The organism is Halomonas profundus (assembly GCF_020865425.1).
GTDB classification, from domain to species: domain Bacteria; phylum Pseudomonadota; class Gammaproteobacteria; order Pseudomonadales; family Halomonadaceae; genus Vreelandella; species Vreelandella titanicae.
Genome location: NZ_CP086344.1, coordinates 3883846 through 3900953, shown reverse-complemented (window position 1 = coordinate 3900953; position 17108 = coordinate 3883846). Strand labels below are relative to the sequence as shown.

The 17108-nt window shown below is 57.0% G+C and carries 16 protein-coding genes; 2 read left to right on the top strand and 14 right to left on the bottom strand.

Annotated elements, in window-relative coordinates; genetic code table 11:
* The first annotated feature begins 108 nt into the window (after positions 1–108).
* Positions 109–2406: a 5-methyltetrahydropteroyltriglutamate--homocysteine S-methyltransferase gene (gene metE / locus LMS44_RS17855; protein WP_498945911.1), complete on the top strand. Its 2298-nt coding sequence runs from the start codon at positions 109–111 to the stop codon at positions 2404–2406.
* Between the two features lie 79 nt (positions 2407–2485).
* Here the strand turns inward: metE and ppk1 are convergent, their stop codons facing one another.
* On the bottom strand, positions 2486–4675 hold the full coding sequence (gene ppk1, locus LMS44_RS17850) for a polyphosphate kinase (RefSeq protein ID WP_498945909.1): 2190 nt from the start codon (positions 4673–4675) through the stop codon (positions 2486–2488).
* A gap of 107 nt (positions 4676–4782) precedes the next feature.
* Positions 4783–5793 carry a porphobilinogen synthase gene (gene hemB / locus LMS44_RS17845; RefSeq protein WP_498945907.1) on the bottom strand — a complete coding sequence of 337 codons (1011 nt, stop codon included), beginning with the start codon at positions 5791–5793 and terminating at the stop codon, positions 4783–4785.
* A 200-nt stretch (positions 5794–5993) separates the two neighbouring features.
* Between hemB and elbB the strand changes: the two genes are divergently transcribed.
* A complete protein-coding gene (gene elbB / locus LMS44_RS17840; protein WP_498945905.1) occupies positions 5994–6653 on the top strand; it encodes an isoprenoid biosynthesis glyoxalase ElbB in 660 nt (219 codons plus the stop codon).
* Positions 6654–6734: 81 nt separating this feature from the next.
* Here elbB and tatC read toward each other — a convergent pair whose 3' ends face one another.
* The 12 genes from tatC to argS all read right to left on the bottom strand — a co-directional run bounded on the left by tatC (position 6735) and on the right by argS (position 17085).
* Entirely contained in the window at positions 6735–7526 is a 792-nt protein-coding gene (gene tatC / locus LMS44_RS17835; protein ID WP_498945903.1) for a TatC family protein, read from the bottom strand.
* Complete coding sequence (tatB, locus tag LMS44_RS17830) at positions 7523–8017, bottom strand: Sec-independent protein translocase protein TatB (protein ID WP_138799859.1); 495 nt, start codon at positions 8015–8017, stop codon at positions 7523–7525. The genes tatC and tatB overlap by 4 nt, the downstream gene beginning before the upstream one ends.
* A gap of 3 nt (positions 8018–8020) precedes the next feature.
* The gene (gene tatA, locus LMS44_RS17825) at positions 8021–8299 is read right to left on the bottom strand and encodes a Sec-independent protein translocase subunit TatA (protein ID WP_022522099.1); all 279 of its coding nucleotides are present in this window, start codon (positions 8297–8299) and stop codon (positions 8021–8023) included.
* A gap of 139 nt (positions 8300–8438) precedes the next feature.
* Positions 8439–8813 (bottom strand): phosphoribosyl-ATP diphosphatase, encoded by a 375-nt coding sequence (locus LMS44_RS17820; RefSeq protein ID WP_027958642.1) that lies wholly within the window; start codon positions 8811–8813, stop codon positions 8439–8441.
* 31 nt (positions 8814–8844) lie between these two features.
* On the bottom strand, positions 8845–10467 hold the full coding sequence (gene ubiB / locus LMS44_RS17815) for a ubiquinone biosynthesis regulatory protein kinase UbiB (RefSeq protein ID WP_027958643.1): 1623 nt from the start codon (positions 10465–10467) through the stop codon (positions 8845–8847).
* On the bottom strand, positions 10464–11120 hold the full coding sequence (locus LMS44_RS17810; protein WP_027958644.1) for a ubiquinone biosynthesis accessory factor UbiJ: 657 nt from the start codon (positions 11118–11120) through the stop codon (positions 10464–10466). Before LMS44_RS17810 ends, ubiB begins: the two co-directional genes overlap by 4 nt.
* A 94-nt stretch (positions 11121–11214) precedes the next feature.
* Complete coding sequence (ubiE, locus tag LMS44_RS17805) at positions 11215–11970, bottom strand: bifunctional demethylmenaquinone methyltransferase/2-methoxy-6-polyprenyl-1,4-benzoquinol methylase UbiE (protein WP_009287442.1); 756 nt, start codon at positions 11968–11970, stop codon at positions 11215–11217.
* 149 nt (positions 11971–12119) lie between these two features.
* Positions 12120–12503, bottom strand: coding sequence for a gamma-butyrobetaine hydroxylase family protein (locus LMS44_RS17800; protein WP_027958645.1), 384 nt, complete (start codon positions 12501–12503; stop codon positions 12120–12122).
* A gap of 112 nt (positions 12504–12615) precedes the next feature.
* Positions 12616–13938 (bottom strand): ATP-dependent protease ATPase subunit HslU, encoded by a 1323-nt coding sequence (gene hslU, locus LMS44_RS17795; RefSeq protein ID WP_009287441.1) that lies wholly within the window; start codon positions 13936–13938, stop codon positions 12616–12618.
* 51 nt (positions 13939–13989) lie between these two features.
* The gene (gene hslV / locus LMS44_RS17790; protein WP_039859441.1) at positions 13990–14523 is read right to left on the bottom strand and encodes an ATP-dependent protease subunit HslV; all 534 of its coding nucleotides are present in this window, start codon (positions 14521–14523) and stop codon (positions 13990–13992) included.
* A gap of 138 nt (positions 14524–14661) precedes the next feature.
* Positions 14662–15396 (bottom strand): SPOR domain-containing protein, encoded by a 735-nt coding sequence (locus LMS44_RS17785; protein ID WP_022522105.1) that lies wholly within the window; start codon positions 15394–15396, stop codon positions 14662–14664.
* A 3-nt stretch (positions 15397–15399) separates the two neighbouring features.
* Positions 15400–17085 carry an arginine--tRNA ligase gene (gene argS / locus LMS44_RS17780; RefSeq protein WP_498945899.1) on the bottom strand — a complete coding sequence of 562 codons (1686 nt, stop codon included), beginning with the start codon at positions 17083–17085 and terminating at the stop codon, positions 15400–15402.
* Positions 17086–17108: the final 23 nt, after the last annotated feature.

Sequence of the window (17108 nt, the reverse complement as noted above, 5' to 3'; positions counted from 1 at the left end):
CTCAATCATCGTGAGTGTTTTTCATCTTTACTATTAGAAACTTTAGTTTGATTCATCAAGGCCTGGTGCCCAGACTGTGTGAATTATTTCACGTTGGTAGGGTTCATCATGACAGTTTCTCATATTCTCGGCTATCCCCGCATCGGCGCTCAGCGCGAGCTAAAAAAAGCCACTGAAGCATACTGGAGAGGCGAGTGTACGCGTAGCGAGCTGGAAAGCACCGGCCGTGCGTTGCGCTTACGTCACTGGCAGGCGCAGCAGGACGTGGGTTTGGATTTCGTTAGCGTGGGCGATTTCGCATTTTACGACCAAGTGTTGAACGTTTCAGTGGCGCTGGGAGCGGTGCCTGCCCGCTTTAACGCCAATAATGAAGTGGCAGGTGGCGATATCGATCTCGACACCACCTTTCGTATGGCCCGCGGTAGAGCCCCCAGCGGTGAGCCCGCCGCAGCCTGTGAAATGACCAAATACTTCGATACCAACTACCACTACCTCGTCCCCGAACTGCACGAAGGGCAAACCTTTACTCTGGCATCCAACCGGCTGTTTGACGAAGTGGATGAAGCGTTACGTGCGGGTTTTACCCCGAAAGTAACGCTGACGGGGCCGCTGACTTGGCTATGGCTTGGCAAAACCAAGGGCGGTGATTTTGACCGCCTGACGCTGCTCGACAGCGCACTCGACGTGTATAGCGAAATATTAGCGCGGCTTGCCACCCAAGGCATTGAGTGGGTGCAACTGGATGAGCCTGCGCTGGTGCAGGATCTGCCGCTGGCATGGCAGCAGGCCTATGAGCGTGCCTATCATCGCCTTCAGTCTGCGCCGCTAAAACTATTGCTAGCCACTTACTTCGGCGGCTTGGGCGATAACCTATCATTGGCGACCCGTTTGCCCGTGGCAGGGTTGCACATTGATGCCGTGCGCGCCCCCCAGCAAGTCGAGGGTGTGATTGACCGCCTTGGCCCCCATCAGGTGCTATCGGTGGGGTTTGTCGATGGTCGCAATATCTGGCGGGCCGATTTGGCTGCCTTGCGAGAACGCCTGCTGCCGTTGAAAGTGCGCCTGGGGCAGCGGCTTTGGTTGGCACCCAGCTGCTCGCTGCTGCATGTGCCGGTGGATTTGGCCCAGGAGACGGAGCTTGGTGATGAGCTGATCAGCTGGCTGGCTTTCGCGCGGCAGAAACTTGACGAGGTGGTCACCTTGGCGCGCTTGATCGATAACCGCGCCACGCCTGCCGATGAGCAGCGACTGGATCAGGCCACACGGGCGCTGGATGCCCGGCGTGAATCAACGCGTATTCACCAAGCTGAGGTCAGTGAGCGTTTGGCGGCGGTTCGCCCCGCCGATAGCCAGCGCCGGGCGCCTTATGGTGTGCGTTCTGAGGCTCAGCGTCGCGCGCTTAAGCTGCCGCTATTCCCCACCACGACGATTGGTTCTTTCCCGCAAACCGATGCGATTCGTGCTGCCCGGCGTGCTTTTAAGGCCGGTGAATTGGCATTAGCCGACTACGAAGCCCGTATGCAAGTTGAAATTGCCTACGCCGTTGTGCGCCAGCAGGCGCTGGGGATCGATGTGCCAGTGCATGGCGAAGCCGAACGTAACGATATGGTGGAGTACTTTGGCGAGCAGCTGGAAGGCTTTGCGTTTACCCGTTTTGGCTGGGTACAAAGTTACGGTTCACGCTGCGTGAAACCGCCAGTGATCTTCGGTGACGTATCGCGCCCCGCCCCGATGACGGTGCGCTGGAGCGAGTACGCCCAAACCCTGACTGATAAGCCCATGAAGGGCATGTTGACAGGGCCGGTGACGATTCTACAGTGGTCGTTTGTGCGTGATGACCAGCCGCGGAAAGCCACCTGCCGCCAGATTGCTTTGGCACTGCGCGATGAGGTGTTGGATCTGGAAAAAGCCGGGATCAACATTATTCAAATCGATGAGCCAGCGCTACGCGAAGGGTTACCGCTGCGCCAAGATGAGTGGCAATCATACCTTGATTGGGCGGTAGAGAGCTTCCAGCTAAGCGCTGCAGGTGTGGCCAACACCACCCAGATTCATACCCATATGTGCTACTCGGAATTCAACGACATCATTGGCGCGATTGCAGCACTTGATGCCGATGTCATCACCATCGAAACGTCGCGTTCGGATATGCACCTGCTGGATGCCTTCCAGGACTTCGCTTATCCCAATGAAATCGGCCCAGGGGTTTACGATATCCACACCCCCAATATTCCCGAGGTGAGCTGGATGGTCGATTTGATGGAGAAAGCCCTGGAAAAAATCCCCGCCGAACGGCTGTGGGTAAACCCGGACTGCGGCTTAAAAACCCGTGGTTGGGCGGAAGTAGAGCCAGCGCTGGCCAATATGGTGGAAGCAGCTAAGGTGTTACGCCAACGCTATGCGTAAACGGGCAGAGGGCAGAATCCCTCCCGCTGCCCTAAGCAGCGGGGGAGTGCTGACTTTTCGATGCCTAGCTTTTTGATGCCTAGCTTTTCGATGCATAGGCGTAGAGCAGGGTTTCCTGGGCACTAATGGCATCGCTGTCGCCCGGATTCTGGAGTAGGTAGCTGCCGTCGGTCTGGAGCAGCCAGCTCTGGCAGTTATCCACCAGGTAGGTCTCCAGGTCTTTGCGTACCCGGGTGGCGAGCTTCTTATCCAGCAGCGGGAAGCACGTCTCCACACGGTGGAACATATTGCGCGCCATAAAGTCCGCGCTTGAGCACCAGGTCTCCGACTTGCCATCATTGTGGAAGTGGAACACCCGAGTATGCTCCAGCAGACGACCAATAATCGAGCGCACGCGAATGTTGTCGGAAACGCCCGGTACTCCTGGCTTCAAACAGCACATACCGCGAATAATCAAATCGCACTCTACCCCCGCCTGTGAGGCCCGGTAGAGCGCTTTGATAAGCTTGGGCTCGGTTAACGAGTTGCACTTAATAATGATGTGCCCGCGCTTACCCTTACGCGCTATCTGCGCTTCCCGATCGATCATTACCACCAACCGTTCATGCAGCGTAAATGGCGCGTGCAACAGCGTGTCGATTTTGCGTGCGCGGCCCATTCCAGACAACTGTTGGAACACTTTATGAACATCGGCACACAACGCTTTGTTGGCAGTCAGCAGGCTGTAGTCGGTATATAGCTTGGCGGTTTTAGAGTGATAGTTACCGGTGCCCAGGTGCGCGTAGTAGCAAAGTTCACCTTTTTCGCGACGAACGATGTGCAGCATTTTGGCGTGGGTTTTGTACGCCATAATGCCGTAGACAACGATTGCCCCCGCTTCTTGCAAGCGTGAAGCCAGCTGTAGGTTGTCGGCCTCATCAAAGCGCGCGCGCAGTTCAATGACCACAGTGACTTCTTTGCCTTGGCTGGCCGCTTCCACCAGTGCGTTAACAATGGCCGAGTCTGCGCCGGTACGGTAAAGGGTCTGCTTCACTGCCAGTACATTTGGATCCCGGGCGGCTTCGCGCAGCAGGTCTTCAATCGGCGTAAACGACTGGAAAGGGTGATGGAGTAGAATGTCGTTCTTGGCGATGGCTTCAAACAGGCTACCCGCTTTGAGCGCTTTGGGAATGCTGGGGGTAAACGGCCGATAGAGTAGTTCGGGGCGATCCACGTCCCCCAGTACCGACATCATACGGGTTAAATTAACCGGCCCTTTGACGCGATATAAGTCGTCGCTTTCCAGTTCAAACTGGCGCAGTAAAAAGTTGGTCAAGTCATCAGGGCAACTGTCGGCAACTTCCAGGCGCACACCGCTGCCGTAGCGGCGTGCCAGCAGCTCACCGCGCAGCGCAGAGGCGAGATCCGAAACCTCCTCTGGGTCAACGCTCATATCCGCGTTGCGGGTCAGCCGGAATTGATAGCAGCCGCGTACGCTCATGCCAGGAAACAGCTCCTCGGCATGGGCATGAATCATCGAAGAGAGGAAAACATATTCCGAGAATCCCTCCTCGCATAGCTCCTTGGGCAGTGCCATCAGACGCGGTAGCGAGCGCGGCGCGGGAAGAATCGCCATCCCCCCGGCGCGACCAAACGCATCTTTGCCTTCCAACTCAACAATAAAATTGAGGCTTTTATTCACCAACCGCGGGAAAGGGTGCGAGGGGTCGAGGCCGATCGGGCTAATGACCGGCATAATTTCATTATCGAAAAACGCCTTAACCCAGGCTTTCTGCTCATCAGTCCACTGATCGCGGCGACGAAAACGCAGCCCATGGGTTTCCAGCGCGGGTAACAAGGTGTCGTTGAGTATCTGATACTGGCGATCAATTTGCGCGTGGGCAAGCTGCGAGATCTCCGCCAACACCGCTTTGGGCAGGCGGCCATCGGCGGCGGTGGTGTCGTCGCCCAGGGCAATTTGATGCTTCAAACCCGCCACTCGAATCTCGAAAAACTCATCCATGTTGGAGGAGAAAATCAGCAGGAACATTAGCCGATTGAGCAGTGGGTGGGCGTCATCTAACGCCTGCTCCAACACGCGGATATTGAACTGTAGATGCGATAGCTCGCGGTTGAAGTAGAGCTGGGTATCGTCGAGGTCGGTTTCAGGCTGTGCTTCACGTGCCTGGACGCCGGTCGGGGTACGGTTAATCCGTAGCGGCGTATCGCCGTCGCTGCTGGTGTGATCGGTAGACGACAGTGGTAAGGAATCTGAAGCTTGCTCGTCCATAGTGGATCTCCCCGCGTTGATAGCTCGAAGGTATCATAGCCTGATACTGGTATATCAGTGCAGTATGCGGGGAGAAGATGACAAAAAGGTGTCACCAGGTTGTCATCTTAGCGTTGCTGAAGTAACCGCGCTGCATCTAGGGCGAAGTAGGTCAGAATGCCATCCGCGCCTGCCCGTTTGAAACACATCAACGACTCCAGTATTACCGGCTCCGCTTCTAACCAGCCGTTGTCGAAGGCCGCGCGGTGCATGGCGTACTCGCCGCTGACTTGGTAGGCGAAGGTGGGTACCTGTAGTTCGCTTTTTACCCGCCGCACGATATCTAGGTAGGGCATGCCGGGCTTGACCATCACCATGTCGGCGCCCTCGGCGATATCCATGGCCACTTCGTGGAGCGCTTCATCGCTGTTAGCGGGATCCATTTGATAGGTGCGCTTGTCCGCTTTGCCCAAGTTAGCAGCCGAACCGACCGCATCGCGAAAAGGCCCGTAGTAGTGCGAGGCGTATTTGGCACTGTAGGCCATAATACGCACGTTATGCAGATGTTCCTGCTCCAACACCTGGCGAATCGCACCAATCCGGCCATCCATCATATCGGAAGGGGCGACCACATCGGCCCCCGCTTCGGCATGGGAGAGCGCCTGCTTGAGCAGGGTATCTACTGTGCGGTCATTCTGGACATAGCCGTGTTCGTCAAGAATGCCGTCTTGACCGTGGCTGGTATAAGGATCCAGCGCCACGTCCGTGATAATGCCTAATTCGGGCAGCGCTTCTTTAAGGGCACGCACGCTGCGCTGAACTAAACCGCTAGCGCTATAGGCCTCTTCAGCAAACTCACTCTTGTGCTCGGGGCCAACCACAGGAAAGAGTGCCAGTGCTGGAATGCCCAGTTCATACGCTTCGCGAGCTTGCTCGATCAGCAGATCAATAGACAGCCGTTCAACGCCGGGCATGGAGGCGACGGCTTCGCGCTGATTGATACCTTCCAACACAAAAACGGGCAGAATCAGGTCGGATGGACTCAGGCTGTTTTCCTGCATCAATCGGCGTGAGAAATCGTCGCGGCGCATACGGCGCATGCGCGTGGCGGGAAAGTGGCGGGCAGTGGGTGTACTCAAGAGGGCTCTCCATTAGAGGTCGTAAAAATCAGTGATCGTGAACATTAAGGATCGCAAATCAACATGCCCGAAGGCCTGGAATCAGTATATCAGCCATGCCCTGCGGCGAAAGCCGTCTTGTGGCGACACGGCAGACTGACTAAAGTGAGCGACAGCTTTGCTGTATTGCGTTCGGCAGACCCTGGGATAAGGAGATAGGCATGACCAAACAGGTGGCAGTGATTTTAGCTGGCTGCGGCGTTTATGATGGCTCGGAAATATATGAGACCACGCTCACCCTGCTGCGCTTGGATCAGTTGGGCATTGGATACCGCTGTTTTGCCCCCGATATTGAGCAGCACCATGTGGTTAACCACCTCACCCAAGAAGTAGTGGAGGGCGAGCAGCGTAACGTGTTGCTGGAGTCCGCTCGCTTGGCGCGAGGGGAGATCAGCCCACTGAGTGAATTAGTGGCTAATGATTTTGACGCAGTGATTGTGCCCGGTGGTTTTGGCGTTGCCAAGAATCTTTCGGACTTTGCCAGTGTCAGCGACAATATGCAGGTGTTAGAAGCGCTAAAAGAGGCGCTGACGGGCTTTCACCAAGAGGCCAAGCCGATTGGTTTGATGTGTATTTCCCCCGTACTTGTGCCACGCCTATTGGATGAGGGCATTGCGGTAACGGTGGGCAATGACCCGGCGGTTTCCGGGGCGATAAGCGCCATGGGTGGGCTACACCGCACCTGTAGCGTAGAAGATATCGTGGTGGATTTTGAGCACCGGGTGGTCACCACACCCGCTTATATGCTGGCAACGCGGATCAGCGAAGCCGCAACTGGTATTTTTAAACTGGTGGATCGCATTGCAGAAATGATGGATTAAGCTCGCCACTGTGCTGATACAAAAGCCGCCGCCATTGATCATGGCGGCGGCTTTTAAATATCTGGACGTTGATCCCAGTGCTTAGAGGTCTGCTTCTTGCTCTTCGGCAGTCTCTTTCTCCTCTTTGCGCTTGCGCACCAGGCGACCAAACAACAGCCCGACTTCATAAAGCAGATACATCGGTACCGCCAGTAGGCTCTGTGAAATCACATCCGGGGGCGTTAGCAGCATGCCGACAACAAAGCAGCCTAGTAGGATATACGGGCGCTTTTTAGACAGGCTTTCCACCGACGTAGCGCCAGATAAGATAAGCAAAAAGGTCGCAATAGGAATCTCAAACGCTACACCGAAGGCAAAAAACAGCTTGAGCACGAAGTTCAGATATTGGTTAATGTCGGTCATCACGGCGACGTTTTCCGGCCCGGTTTGGGTGAAAAACTCAAACAGCAGCGGAAAAACAACGTAATAAGCAAACGCCGCGCCGCTGTAGAAAAGCGCAATGCTCGAAACCAGAATAGGAATCGCCAGCGCTTTCTCATTGTCGTAAAGCCCTGGGGCGATAAACGCCCAGGCTTGGTGTAGCACAAACGGAATAGCGATAAATACCGCGACCACCAGGGTGAGCTTGAACGGCGCTAAGAATGGCGAAGCGACTTCCGTGGCGATCATCTGCGAGCCTTCGGGCAGCAGCGCCATCAACGGCTCGGCAACAAAGGTGTAGATATCATTGGCAAAGGAGTAGAGGCCCAAAAAGACCACCAGGATAACGATCACGGCGCGCATTAGCCGTGAGCGCAGCTCGATCAGGTGCTCAATCAGGGGGGCTTGGCTCTGCTCTTCCCGCGGCTCCTTTGAATCGCCAGACATGCTCATTGGTGATTACGATCCTTATTAAGTGCAGCCGACTCAGGGTTAGGCGTTTCAGGTTCGGCCTCGCGGGTGGGCGCAGTCGAGGCAGATGATGACGGAGGTGTTTCTTCACGCACCGTTTCCTCTCGCACCGTTTGCAGGGCGTCATCCAATCGAGAGCTGGCCTGGGCAACGCGCTGCTCAGTGTCACTCTTATCAGTGTCGCTCTGCTTCGCTGGTGCAGCGTCTGACGGGCTATCGGCAATGCTCTCTACGTCCAGCTTCGCTTTCTTCAAGCTGTCATCGAGCTTCTTTTGCTGTTCATTGAGCTTTTGGCGCAGCTCTTCTGCTTCCAGTTGGGCGCTGATTTCACGCTGCATACCGGATACCGTACGCTTGATTTTACCAATCCACATGCCCGTCGTACGGGCGGCGCGGGGCAGCCGCTCCGGGCCAAGCACCAACAGCCCGACGACGCCAATCAGCATCAGTTCAAGAAAGCCGATATCCAGCATGGTTTATTTGCGCTCTTCGTTGCGGTCGTGGGCGGCTTGTTTCTCTTCGGCTTGAACGTCGTAAGTGTTGCCCGGCTCTTCATGGCTCACTTTGGCATGGGGTTGGTCGGCGTCCTCTTTGTCCGCCTCTTTATTTTTCTCCTCGTCGTGCATGGCTTTCTTGAAGCCCTTGACCGCCCCGCCTAGGTCGGTGCCCACGTTACGCAGTTTTTTGGTGCCGAAAACCAGAATGATGATGCCCAGCACAATCAGCAACTGCCAAATACTAATACCACCTAACATATGCGTGTCCTCTTGCGAGCAGGTTAACTATCGATTGAGTGCTATCTCTTTTACCACTGAGCCAATGAATGCGAGCCCTATGGCTAGGAGCAGTACTACAGTACGCGCGTTACCACTATGCGACAGCCCTATGTGGCAACTATGGCTGGCGGGCGGCTTTTTCCTCGTGTCCGGAAATGCCGAAACGCCGTGCCAGTTCGTCTAAAACGGCCTGATGATCCATCCCCAGGTGTGACAGCATCACCAGGCTATGAAACCACAGGTCGGCGGTTTCAGAAATCAATGCTTGGCGTTCAGCCTCGCTACCATGCTCGGCATCTTTTGCCGCAAGCACTGTTTCTGTTGCTTCCTCGCCTACCTTTTCGAGTATCTTGTTCAAACCCTTATGATGCAAGGAGGCAACATAAGATTCTTCTGCCGCTGCATGGCGTCGCTGCTTTAGCACCTCATTGAGCGTATCCAGCACATCAGTATGGCTAGTCGAATTGTTAGGCGATAATGCGTTGCTGTCCATGGGAATCCTCGTAAACGTTTAGTGCGTCACTCTATTGCCATACCAGCAGCAGTAGGCCAATGGCGGCGGCCGCTAGTATCGGCCACTCCTGAAGTGCAATCCAACCGCTTAATGGCTGCCACGCCAGTGCCAGCGCCAGCAGAATCAAGCCAAGCCGAAGGCGGTAGAGGCGTTTGCCCTGGCGCGCCATCTGCACCCGCATGTCGTTGATCGATTCGACTTGCTGGTGGCGCTGGCGATGCTCGTGCTCCATACGGCTTAGCGCCTGGTGAGCCAGTACGGGCAGTTCGGGCAACTGGTGCGAAAGCTCCGGCGCCTGGCGCTTCAGCGACTCCCATAAACCGCTGACCCCGGCACGCTCTTTCATCCACTGCTCTAAATAGGGCTTGGCGGTACTCCACAGATCTAGATCCGGATAGAGTTGGCGCCCCAGGCCTTCAATATTGAGCAGCGTTTTCTGCAACAGTACCAGCTGCGGCTGTACTTCCATATTAAAGCGCCGCGCGGTTTGAAACAGCCCCAATAGCACCTGGCCGAAGGAGATATCTTTCAACGGCTTCTCTAAAATGGGCTCACAAACGGTGCGAATCGCCGCTGCGAATTCGTTAGCGCGGGTGTTTTCGCCCACCCAGCCGGATTCGATGTGCAGCGCAGCGACTTCATAATAGTCCTGGTGGAAAAACGCCAGTAGGTTACGCGCTAAGTAGTCCTGATCTTCCCGGGTCAGGCTGCCGACGATGCCGCAATCGATGGCAATGTATTGGGGATCTTCGGGGTTGTCACAGTTGACGAAAATATTGCCTGGGTGCATATCCGCGTGAAAGAAGTTGTCACGGAATACCTGAGTAAAGAACAGCTCGACGCCGCGCTCTGCAAGCTTCTTCAAATTAGTGCCACGAGCAATCAGGGTATCTAAATCGGCGACCGGAATACCGCGAATGCGCTCTTGCACCATCACATGGCGGCGGGTGAAGGGCCAGTAGATGGTGGGCACAAACAGCAGCGGTGAGTCTTTGAAGTTGCGCTTGAGCTGCGAGGTGTTGGCGGCCTCTTTGTAGAGATCCAGCTCGTCAAACAGCGTGGCTTCGTAGTCGCGAATGACTTCCACCGGACGCAGGCGACGCGCCTCGGGGATTTTGGAGAATAGCTTGGCGACTTGGTACATCAGCGCCATATCCTGACGCATCACGCGATCAATGCCGGGGCGAATGATTTTCACCACCACGTCTTCACCGCCGTGCAGTCTTGCCGCGTGCACCTGGGCAATCGACGCCGAGGCCAATGGCACTCGGTCAAACTCAGCAAAGGCCTCTTCCAGCGACATTTCCAGCGCTTTCTCGACCCGGTCGGCGGCTTGATCACCGGGAAAGGGCGGCACCTGATCCTGCAGGCGTTTCAGCTCATCGGCGATATCCGCTGGCAGCAGGTCGCGACGGGTCGAGAGCATTTGGCCGAATTTAATAAAAATCGGCCCCAGTGCTTCCAGCGACAAGCGCAGACGTTCGCCCCGCGAGCGCTTGCCAACGGGGATCAAACGTAGCGGAGAAAACCATAGCAGCGCCCGGAGCCACCAGGGCAGCCGCTCTAGCGGCAGCAGTGTGTCAAGCCGGTGGCGGCTGATCACCCAGCTTATCCGCAGCAGACGCAGGCTCATGGGCGCGACTCCTGTGGCGCAAGCTGTAGCTGTTCTAGACGTCGCTGTAAGCGGTTTAGTCGCGCTTCCAGGCGATCGGTCGCCACCTCTAACTCGGTCAGATGCTCGCGCAGTAGGCTACGCTGCTGCCGCCCTGGCAGCAGGCGTGCCTCTTCAAAGACATATTCAGAAACATCCTGCATCAGCTCGTCTTTGGCACGCAGCCCCCAGCGGGCAGCGCGGCGCAGCCCCTCGGCCAGGGAGTGGGCGGGCATATCGCCCAGCCAGCGGGCCAGCTCGCTCTCCCAGTCGATGTCCAGGTCGAAGAGCAGGTCTCGAGTGGCTTCAAGCAGATGGATACGCCCGCGCACCGCCAGCTTGCCGTCAAACATAAGGCGTTCAATCGAGGCGCCGCTGATCCACTCGGAAAACGTTTCCGGAGTGAGCTCTACCACTGCGTCTACGTCGGTTTCATCAACGTCATCGCCGCGCATCAGGTCGAGCCCGGCGTGATGGTAGTGAATGACCAGTGCTAAGTGGGGCTGCTCAAGGCGCACCAGTAGACGGCTGCCCGCCAGTGCCGCTAGCCGTTCAGGAGCAGCGGGGTCACGGGAGAGCAGGGCGTTGAGCGTGCGTTCACAACCGGCCAGCAGCAGGGTCGGGGTTACCAGCATGCTGACCTCTTGGTAGATAGCGTCATCGGCCGCAGGGACGTTGTCTGGCTTTTGGACGTCATGCTGTTTTGCAATGTCGCACTGCTTTGAAATGTCATAACTTAATGCCGCGGTGCAGCGCAACGATACCGCCGGTCAGGTTGGTGTACTCAACCCGCTCAAGTCCCGCCTCTTCCATCATGGCTTTAAGCGTTTCCTGATCCGGGTGCATGCGAATCGACTCCGCCAGATAGCGGTAGCTGTCGCCGTCCCCCGCCACCAGTTCACCCATTTTGGGCAGCAGGCGGAAAGAGTACTCATCGTAGGCCTTGGAGAGCAGCGGGTTATTGGGCTTGGAGAACTCCAGCACCAAAAGGCGACCACCGGGCTTGAGCACTCGGGCCATGGAGCGCAACGCGGCGTCTTTGTCGGTGACGTTACGTAGGCCAAAGGCAATGGTGATGCAGTCGAAGCTGTTGTCGGGAAACGGCAGACTTTCGGCATTGGCTTGAACATACTCGACGTTGCCGCCTACACCGTTATCCATCAGTTTGTCGCGGCCCACTTTGAGCATGGAGGCGTTGATGTCGGCAAGTACGACTTTGCCCCGGGGGCCAACCAAACGGGAGAACTTAAGCGTTAAATCCCCTGTGCCGCCCGCGATATCCAGCACGTGGTGACCAGGCCGCACCCCTGCGCGTTCAATGGTAAGACGCTTCCAGACTCGGTGGATGCCCATAGACATCAGGTCGTTCATCACATCGTAGCGGGCAGCCACGGAGTGGAAAACATCGGCCACTCGTGAAGCTTTTTCATCAACTGGGACTTCCTGAAAACCAAAGTCAGTGGTGCGTTTTTCTGTGGGGCTCATTGGGCAGTAGCTCCCGAATTCGAGGCGATGGCAAATCGACCTTAGGTCTTTTGACCCTGAGATCGACGCGATTAAAAGTTAACGCCATTGTAGCCTTGTCCACCCTGGCTTGTCTGCCTGGCTTCTTGTATAGGATATGAGTCAGGTAGTCACAGTTGCTTGAATTGAATGCTGGCGGGCTCTCGCGAGGCACCGGCCTCTTTTAAACGCTGCAAGTAGTTGTTCCAGTAGGCTTCTTGGTGGGTCGCGAGGTCATACAGGTAGTTCCAGCTAAATAGCCCGCTGTCATGGCCATCATCGAAGTGCAGTTTCAGTGCATAGTTGCCCGCCTGAGTAATATTTTGCAGGCCGACATCTTTTTTACCCACTTGCAGTACCGCGGTGTCGCCGCCGTGGCCACGCACTTCGGCGGAAGGCGAATAGACGCGTAAAAACTCAACCGGGAGGTGAAAACTCTCCCCATTGGCGTAGCCAAGCTCCAGCTCGCGGGCCTGTTTATGGTAGTGAACCCTAGTGGGGGTGGGCGCATTCATGATGAAACCTCATCGCTAAGTGTCCATGGCTTATGAACATAGCAGCAAGCCCGCAAAGAGCGGGCTTGCTGTTGCTGACGGTACCAATGCAGATAATAACAGCAGACGCAGCTTACAAAATATACCGCGACAGGTCTTCGTCGACCGCCAGTTCGCCAAGCTGAGCATTGACATAGTCGCCGTCAATTACCAGCGGGCTCTCCATATCGCCGCCTCGGAAAGAGGCTTCTTCCAATAGCCGCTCCATCACTGTGTGTAGGCGGCGGGCGCCGATATTTTCAGTGCCTTCGTTGACCTGCCAGGAGATCTGAGCGATGCGCTCGATACCGTCGGGAGTAAACTCTACGTCCAGCCCTTCGGTGGCCAGCAGCGCTTGGTACTGCTTGGTCAGCGAGGCGGAGGGCTCGGTGAGAATGCGCTTAAAGTCGTTGGGCGTTAGCGCGTCAAGCTCAACGCGGATCGGCAAGCGGCCCTGTAGTTCAGGGATCAGATCCGATGGGCGCGACAGGTGGAAAGCACCGGAGGCGATAAACAGGATGTGATCGGTTTTAACCATGCCGTACTTGGTCGAGACGGTGGAACCCTCTATCAGCGGCAGCAGATCTCGTTGGACGCCCTCACGGGAGACTTCGCCACCGCTGGACTGGCCGCTACCCTTGGCGACTTTATCGATCTCATCCAGGAATACGATGCCGTGTTGCTCGACCGAGTAGACCGCGCGGGATTTGATCTCTTCCTCGTTGACCAGCTTGCCCGCTTCTTCATCGCGCAGCAGTACCAGCGCCTCTTTGACTGTTACGCGGCGGTTTTCACGCTTCTGCTGGCCCATGTTGGAGAACATGCTCTGCAGCTGGCTGGTCATCTCTTCCATACCTGGTGGCGTCATGATATCGATGCCTTGGCCCTGGGAAGAGATTTCGATATCGATCTCTTTATCGTCCAACTGCCCTTCGCGAAGCTTCTTGCGGAAGGTCTGGCGGGTGCCGCTGTCTTCCCGCGGCTTGTCTTCCTGGCCACGGGGCGGCGGCAGAAGGGCGTCTAGCACGCGGTCTTCTGCAGCATCTTCGGCGCGGTGGCTAACTTCTTCTTTGGCCTGTTCGCGCACCATCTTGATCGCCGCTTCCATTAAGTCGCGGATAATCGACTCTACATCACGGCCTACATAACCAACTTCAGTAAACTTGGTCGCCTCGACTTTAATAAACGGCGCTTTAGCCAGTTTGGCCAGGCGGCGGGCAATCTCGGTTTTACCCACACCGGTGGGGCCGATCATCAAAATATTTTTAGGAGTGACTTCTGGGCGCAGGTCGTCATCGAGCTGCATACGGCGCCAGCGGTTACGCAAAGCAATTGCCACGGCGCGTTTGGCATCCTGCTGGCCAATAATGTACTGGTCTAGAGCGTGAACAATTTCGCGGGGTGTCATCTGAGTCATATAAGTAACCTTAGTGTGCAGTGAGCGGCGCTTGGGGATCGCGTGAGTTGATTAGCGATCGTCAGTCGACAGCTCTTCGAGGGTCACGTGGTGGTTGGTGAATACACAGATATCACCAGCGATCGAAAGCGACTTCTCGGTGATTTCACGCGCCGACAGCTCGGTATTTTCCAGTAGCGCCCGGGCGCTGGCTTGGGCGAAGTTGCCGCCAGAGCCAATGGCAATAATGCCGCGCTCGGGTTCGACTACATCACCGTTACCGGTAATGATCAGCGAGGCGCTGTGGTCCGCAACGGCGAGCAGCGCTTCCAGGCGGCGCAGTGCCCGGTCAGTGCGCCAATCTTTGGCAAGCTCAACCGCTGCCTTGGTCAAATGGCCCTGGTACTTTTCCAACTGCGCTTCAAAGCGCTCAAACAGCGTGAACGCATCCGCCGTGCCACCTGCAAACCCGGCCAGTACCTTACCGCGGTAGAGGCGGCGTACTTTGCTGGCGTTACCTTTCATTACGGTATTGCCCAGCGATACTTGGCCGTCGCCAGCGAGGGCGACCTGATTACCACGACGAACGGAGACAATAGTGGTCATGGAGATAACTCCTTGGGGGAGGCGAGCTCCCGATGACTGGCAGGCCACTCAATAAGCGACCATTGTTTAAGCGTTCACAACAAAATGCGGGCGGCTGATAAAAAATCAACCGCCCGCAGGGTAATCCAGGAGGGATTATTAGTTTTGCAGTTGGATAAGCAGCGGCTCAATTCCTTGGGTATTCATTAAATCCTGGGCCCGGTTCAACTCACGGGTGTCCTCGTAAGGTCCCACTTGTACCCGGTGCCAGGTATTGCCATCCGCCTTTACTTCGCTGATTTCCGCCAGCAGGCTTAAATTGCGCAGTCGGCCACGCAGCTGTTCGGCGTCGCTGGCTTCACGAAACGAGGCCGCCTGAAGCATATAGCGCCCTGGGGTATTGGTGGCCGCTTCATTCTCCTGAGCCGCCGATACCTGATCTTCAGGTCGGGTGTTGGCGGCAATCACCTGGGCGATGGGGTCGTCGCCTGCAGCGCCAGAGGCCGCAGCACTATCGGCTGTCGGTTCGGGAGCCTCCGGGCGCACAACGCTTGAAGGCAGAGAGACGCCGGGGGCAATGACCTCGGTTTCCGGCAGCAGGGTATAAAATTCAAACGTCGGCATCGACGGTTCAGCGGCTTCCTCGGTTTCCCGAGCGGCGGCGCGCTCTTCGCTACCCGAGGGCTTGGGCAGTACCGTGGCTTGAGGCGCTTCGTTCTGCTCTTGCCAGGGGGCGGTGCCGTGCTGGTGCTGAGCCAAAAAGAAGCCCGCCGCCATACCGGCAAGGCCCCACAGCCAGCCGGGTAGGCGGAAGCCGCCGCCTGAGCTGCGTTTGGACTTGCGCTGCGATGTGGCTCCGCGGCGGGGGGCGGGCTTTTTGCGCGGGCTAGCCATTGCTTACATCTCCTCTGGGGCGCTAACCCCCATTAAGTCAAGCCCGTTGCGGAGCACTTGACGGGTGGCGAGGCCTAGTGCCAGGCGCGTATTGCGCAGGGTGTCGTCTTCGACCATTACTTTGACGGCGTTGTAGCAGGTGTGGAAATCGCCGGAAAGGTCGAGCAAATACTGGGCAACCTGCTGTGGCTCGCGGTTTCTGGCGGCGGTTTCCACTACTTCAGGGAAGCGCGCTAGCCGGTTAAGTACGGCTTTCTCCTGGTCGCTGTCCAGCAGCGCTAGGTTGGCCAGTGCCAAGGCGTGATCAAACGGCTGGTCGGCATCCTGGGCTTTGCGCAGCATGCTGCAGACCCGGGCGTGGGCGTACTGGATGTAGTAGACCGGGTTGTCATTCGACTGGGAGCGGGCCAGGTCGATATCAAAGGTGAGCTGCGAGTCGGCGCGGCGGGCGGCGAGGAAGAAGCGCGTGGCATCGCGGCCCACTTCGTCGATCAAGTCGCGCACGGTGACGTAGCTACCGGCGCGCTTGGAGAGTTTTACCTCAACGCCGGAGCGGGTGACCATGACCATCTGGTGGAGCACATAGTCGGGCCAGCCTTTGGGAATGCCCACTTCCAGCGCCTGCAAACCGGCGCGTACACGGGTAACGGTGGAGTGGTGGTCGGCGCCCTGCTCGTTAATCACGGTTTTGAAACCGCGCTGCCACTTGTCCAGGTGGTAGGCCACATCGGGCAGGAAGTAGGTGTAACCACCCTCGCGTTTGCGCATCACGCGGTCTTTGTCATCACCGAAGTCGGTGGTGCGTAGCCACATGGCACCATCTTCTTCATAGGTGTGGCCTGCGCTCACCAGTTTTTCAACAGTGGCGTCCACCTTGCCATCTTCGTAGAGCGACGACTCTAGGAAATAGACGTCAAACTCGACGCCAAAGGCTTTGAGGTCCAGATCCTGCTCGCGGCGCAGCCACGCTACGGCGAACTCTTGAATCGCCTCTAAATCGTCAGGGTCGGTTTTGGCGGTGACTTCGCGGTCATCGGCACTGACCGTTTTGCCTGCCAGGTAGTCGGTGGCTACATCGACGATATACTCGCCGCGATAGCCGTCTTCGGGCCAGCTATCGTCGTCAGGGCCCAGGCCTTTGACCCGCGCTTGTACCGAGCGGGCCAAGTTGGCGATCTGGGCGCCAGCGTCGTTGTAGTAGAACTCGCGGGTGACATCAAAACCGGTGGCTTCGAGCAGGCGGCAGAGGCAGTCGCCAATGGCCGCGCCTCGACCGTGCCCCACGTGAAGCGGGCCGGTGGGGTTAGCGGAAACGAACTCGACCTGAACCTTCTCGCCTTTGCCGACCATGCTGCGGCCAAAGGTGTCGCCACAGTCGAGTACCTGGGCAACAATTTGCGCGGCGGCGTCGGCGGCGGCGAAAAAGTTGATAAAGCCGGGGCCCGCAATTTCGGTTTTTTGAATTGCGTCGCTTTCGGGGAGTGCTGCTACCAGCGCGCTGGCTAATTCACGCGGATTTTTGCCGGCCGGTTTGGCCAGCATCAGCGCCAAGTTGGTGGCGTAATCGCCGTGGGCCTTGTCTTTGGTAGGATCCACTTTGATGGTGGGCTGAAGGTCGTTTGGCAGCACGCCTTGGTGCTTGAGCGCGGTGATCGCGCCTTCGAGCAGAGAAACTATCGTATCTTTCATGTGGGTATCCGGTTACGTCTGTG

Excerpts from the sequence above, each read along its gene's own strand:
- metE (WP_498945911.1), top strand. The coding sequence starts at position 109 with ATGACAGTTTCTCATATTCTCGGCTATCCCCGCATCGGCGCTCAGCGC.
- ppk1 (WP_498945909.1), bottom strand. The coding sequence starts at position 4,675 with ATGGACGAGCAAGCTTCAGATTCCTTACCACTGTCGTCTACCGATCAC.
- elbB (WP_498945905.1), top strand. The coding sequence starts at position 5,994 with ATGACCAAACAGGTGGCAGTGATTTTAGCTGGCTGCGGCGTTTATGAT.
- tatC (WP_498945903.1), bottom strand. The coding sequence starts at position 7,526 with ATGAGCATGTCTGGCGATTCAAAGGAGCCGCGGGAAGAGCAGAGCCAA.
- tatB (WP_138799859.1), bottom strand. The coding sequence starts at position 8,017 with ATGCTGGATATCGGCTTTCTTGAACTGATGCTGATTGGCGTCGTCGGG.
- tatA (WP_022522099.1), bottom strand. The coding sequence starts at position 8,299 with ATGTTAGGTGGTATTAGTATTTGGCAGTTGCTGATTGTGCTGGGCATC.
- LMS44_RS17820 (WP_027958642.1), bottom strand. The coding sequence starts at position 8,813 with ATGGACAGCAACGCATTATCGCCTAACAATTCGACTAGCCATACTGAT.
- ubiB (WP_027958643.1), bottom strand. The coding sequence starts at position 10,467 with ATGAGCCTGCGTCTGCTGCGGATAAGCTGGGTGATCAGCCGCCACCGG.
- LMS44_RS17810 (WP_027958644.1), bottom strand. The coding sequence starts at position 11,120 with ATGCTGGTAACCCCGACCCTGCTGCTGGCCGGTTGTGAACGCACGCTC.
- ubiE (WP_009287442.1), bottom strand. The coding sequence starts at position 11,970 with ATGAGCCCCACAGAAAAACGCACCACTGACTTTGGTTTTCAGGAAGTC.
- LMS44_RS17800 (WP_027958645.1), bottom strand. The coding sequence starts at position 12,503 with ATGAATGCGCCCACCCCCACTAGGGTTCACTACCATAAACAGGCCCGC.
- hslU (WP_009287441.1), bottom strand. The coding sequence starts at position 13,938 with ATGACTCAGATGACACCCCGCGAAATTGTTCACGCTCTAGACCAGTAC.
- hslV (WP_039859441.1), bottom strand. The coding sequence starts at position 14,523 with ATGACCACTATTGTCTCCGTTCGTCGTGGTAATCAGGTCGCCCTCGCT.
- LMS44_RS17785 (WP_022522105.1), bottom strand. The coding sequence starts at position 15,396 with ATGGCTAGCCCGCGCAAAAAGCCCGCCCCCCGCCGCGGAGCCACATCG.
- argS (WP_498945899.1), bottom strand. The coding sequence starts at position 17,085 with ATGAAAGATACGATAGTTTCTCTGCTCGAAGGCGCGATCACCGCGCTC.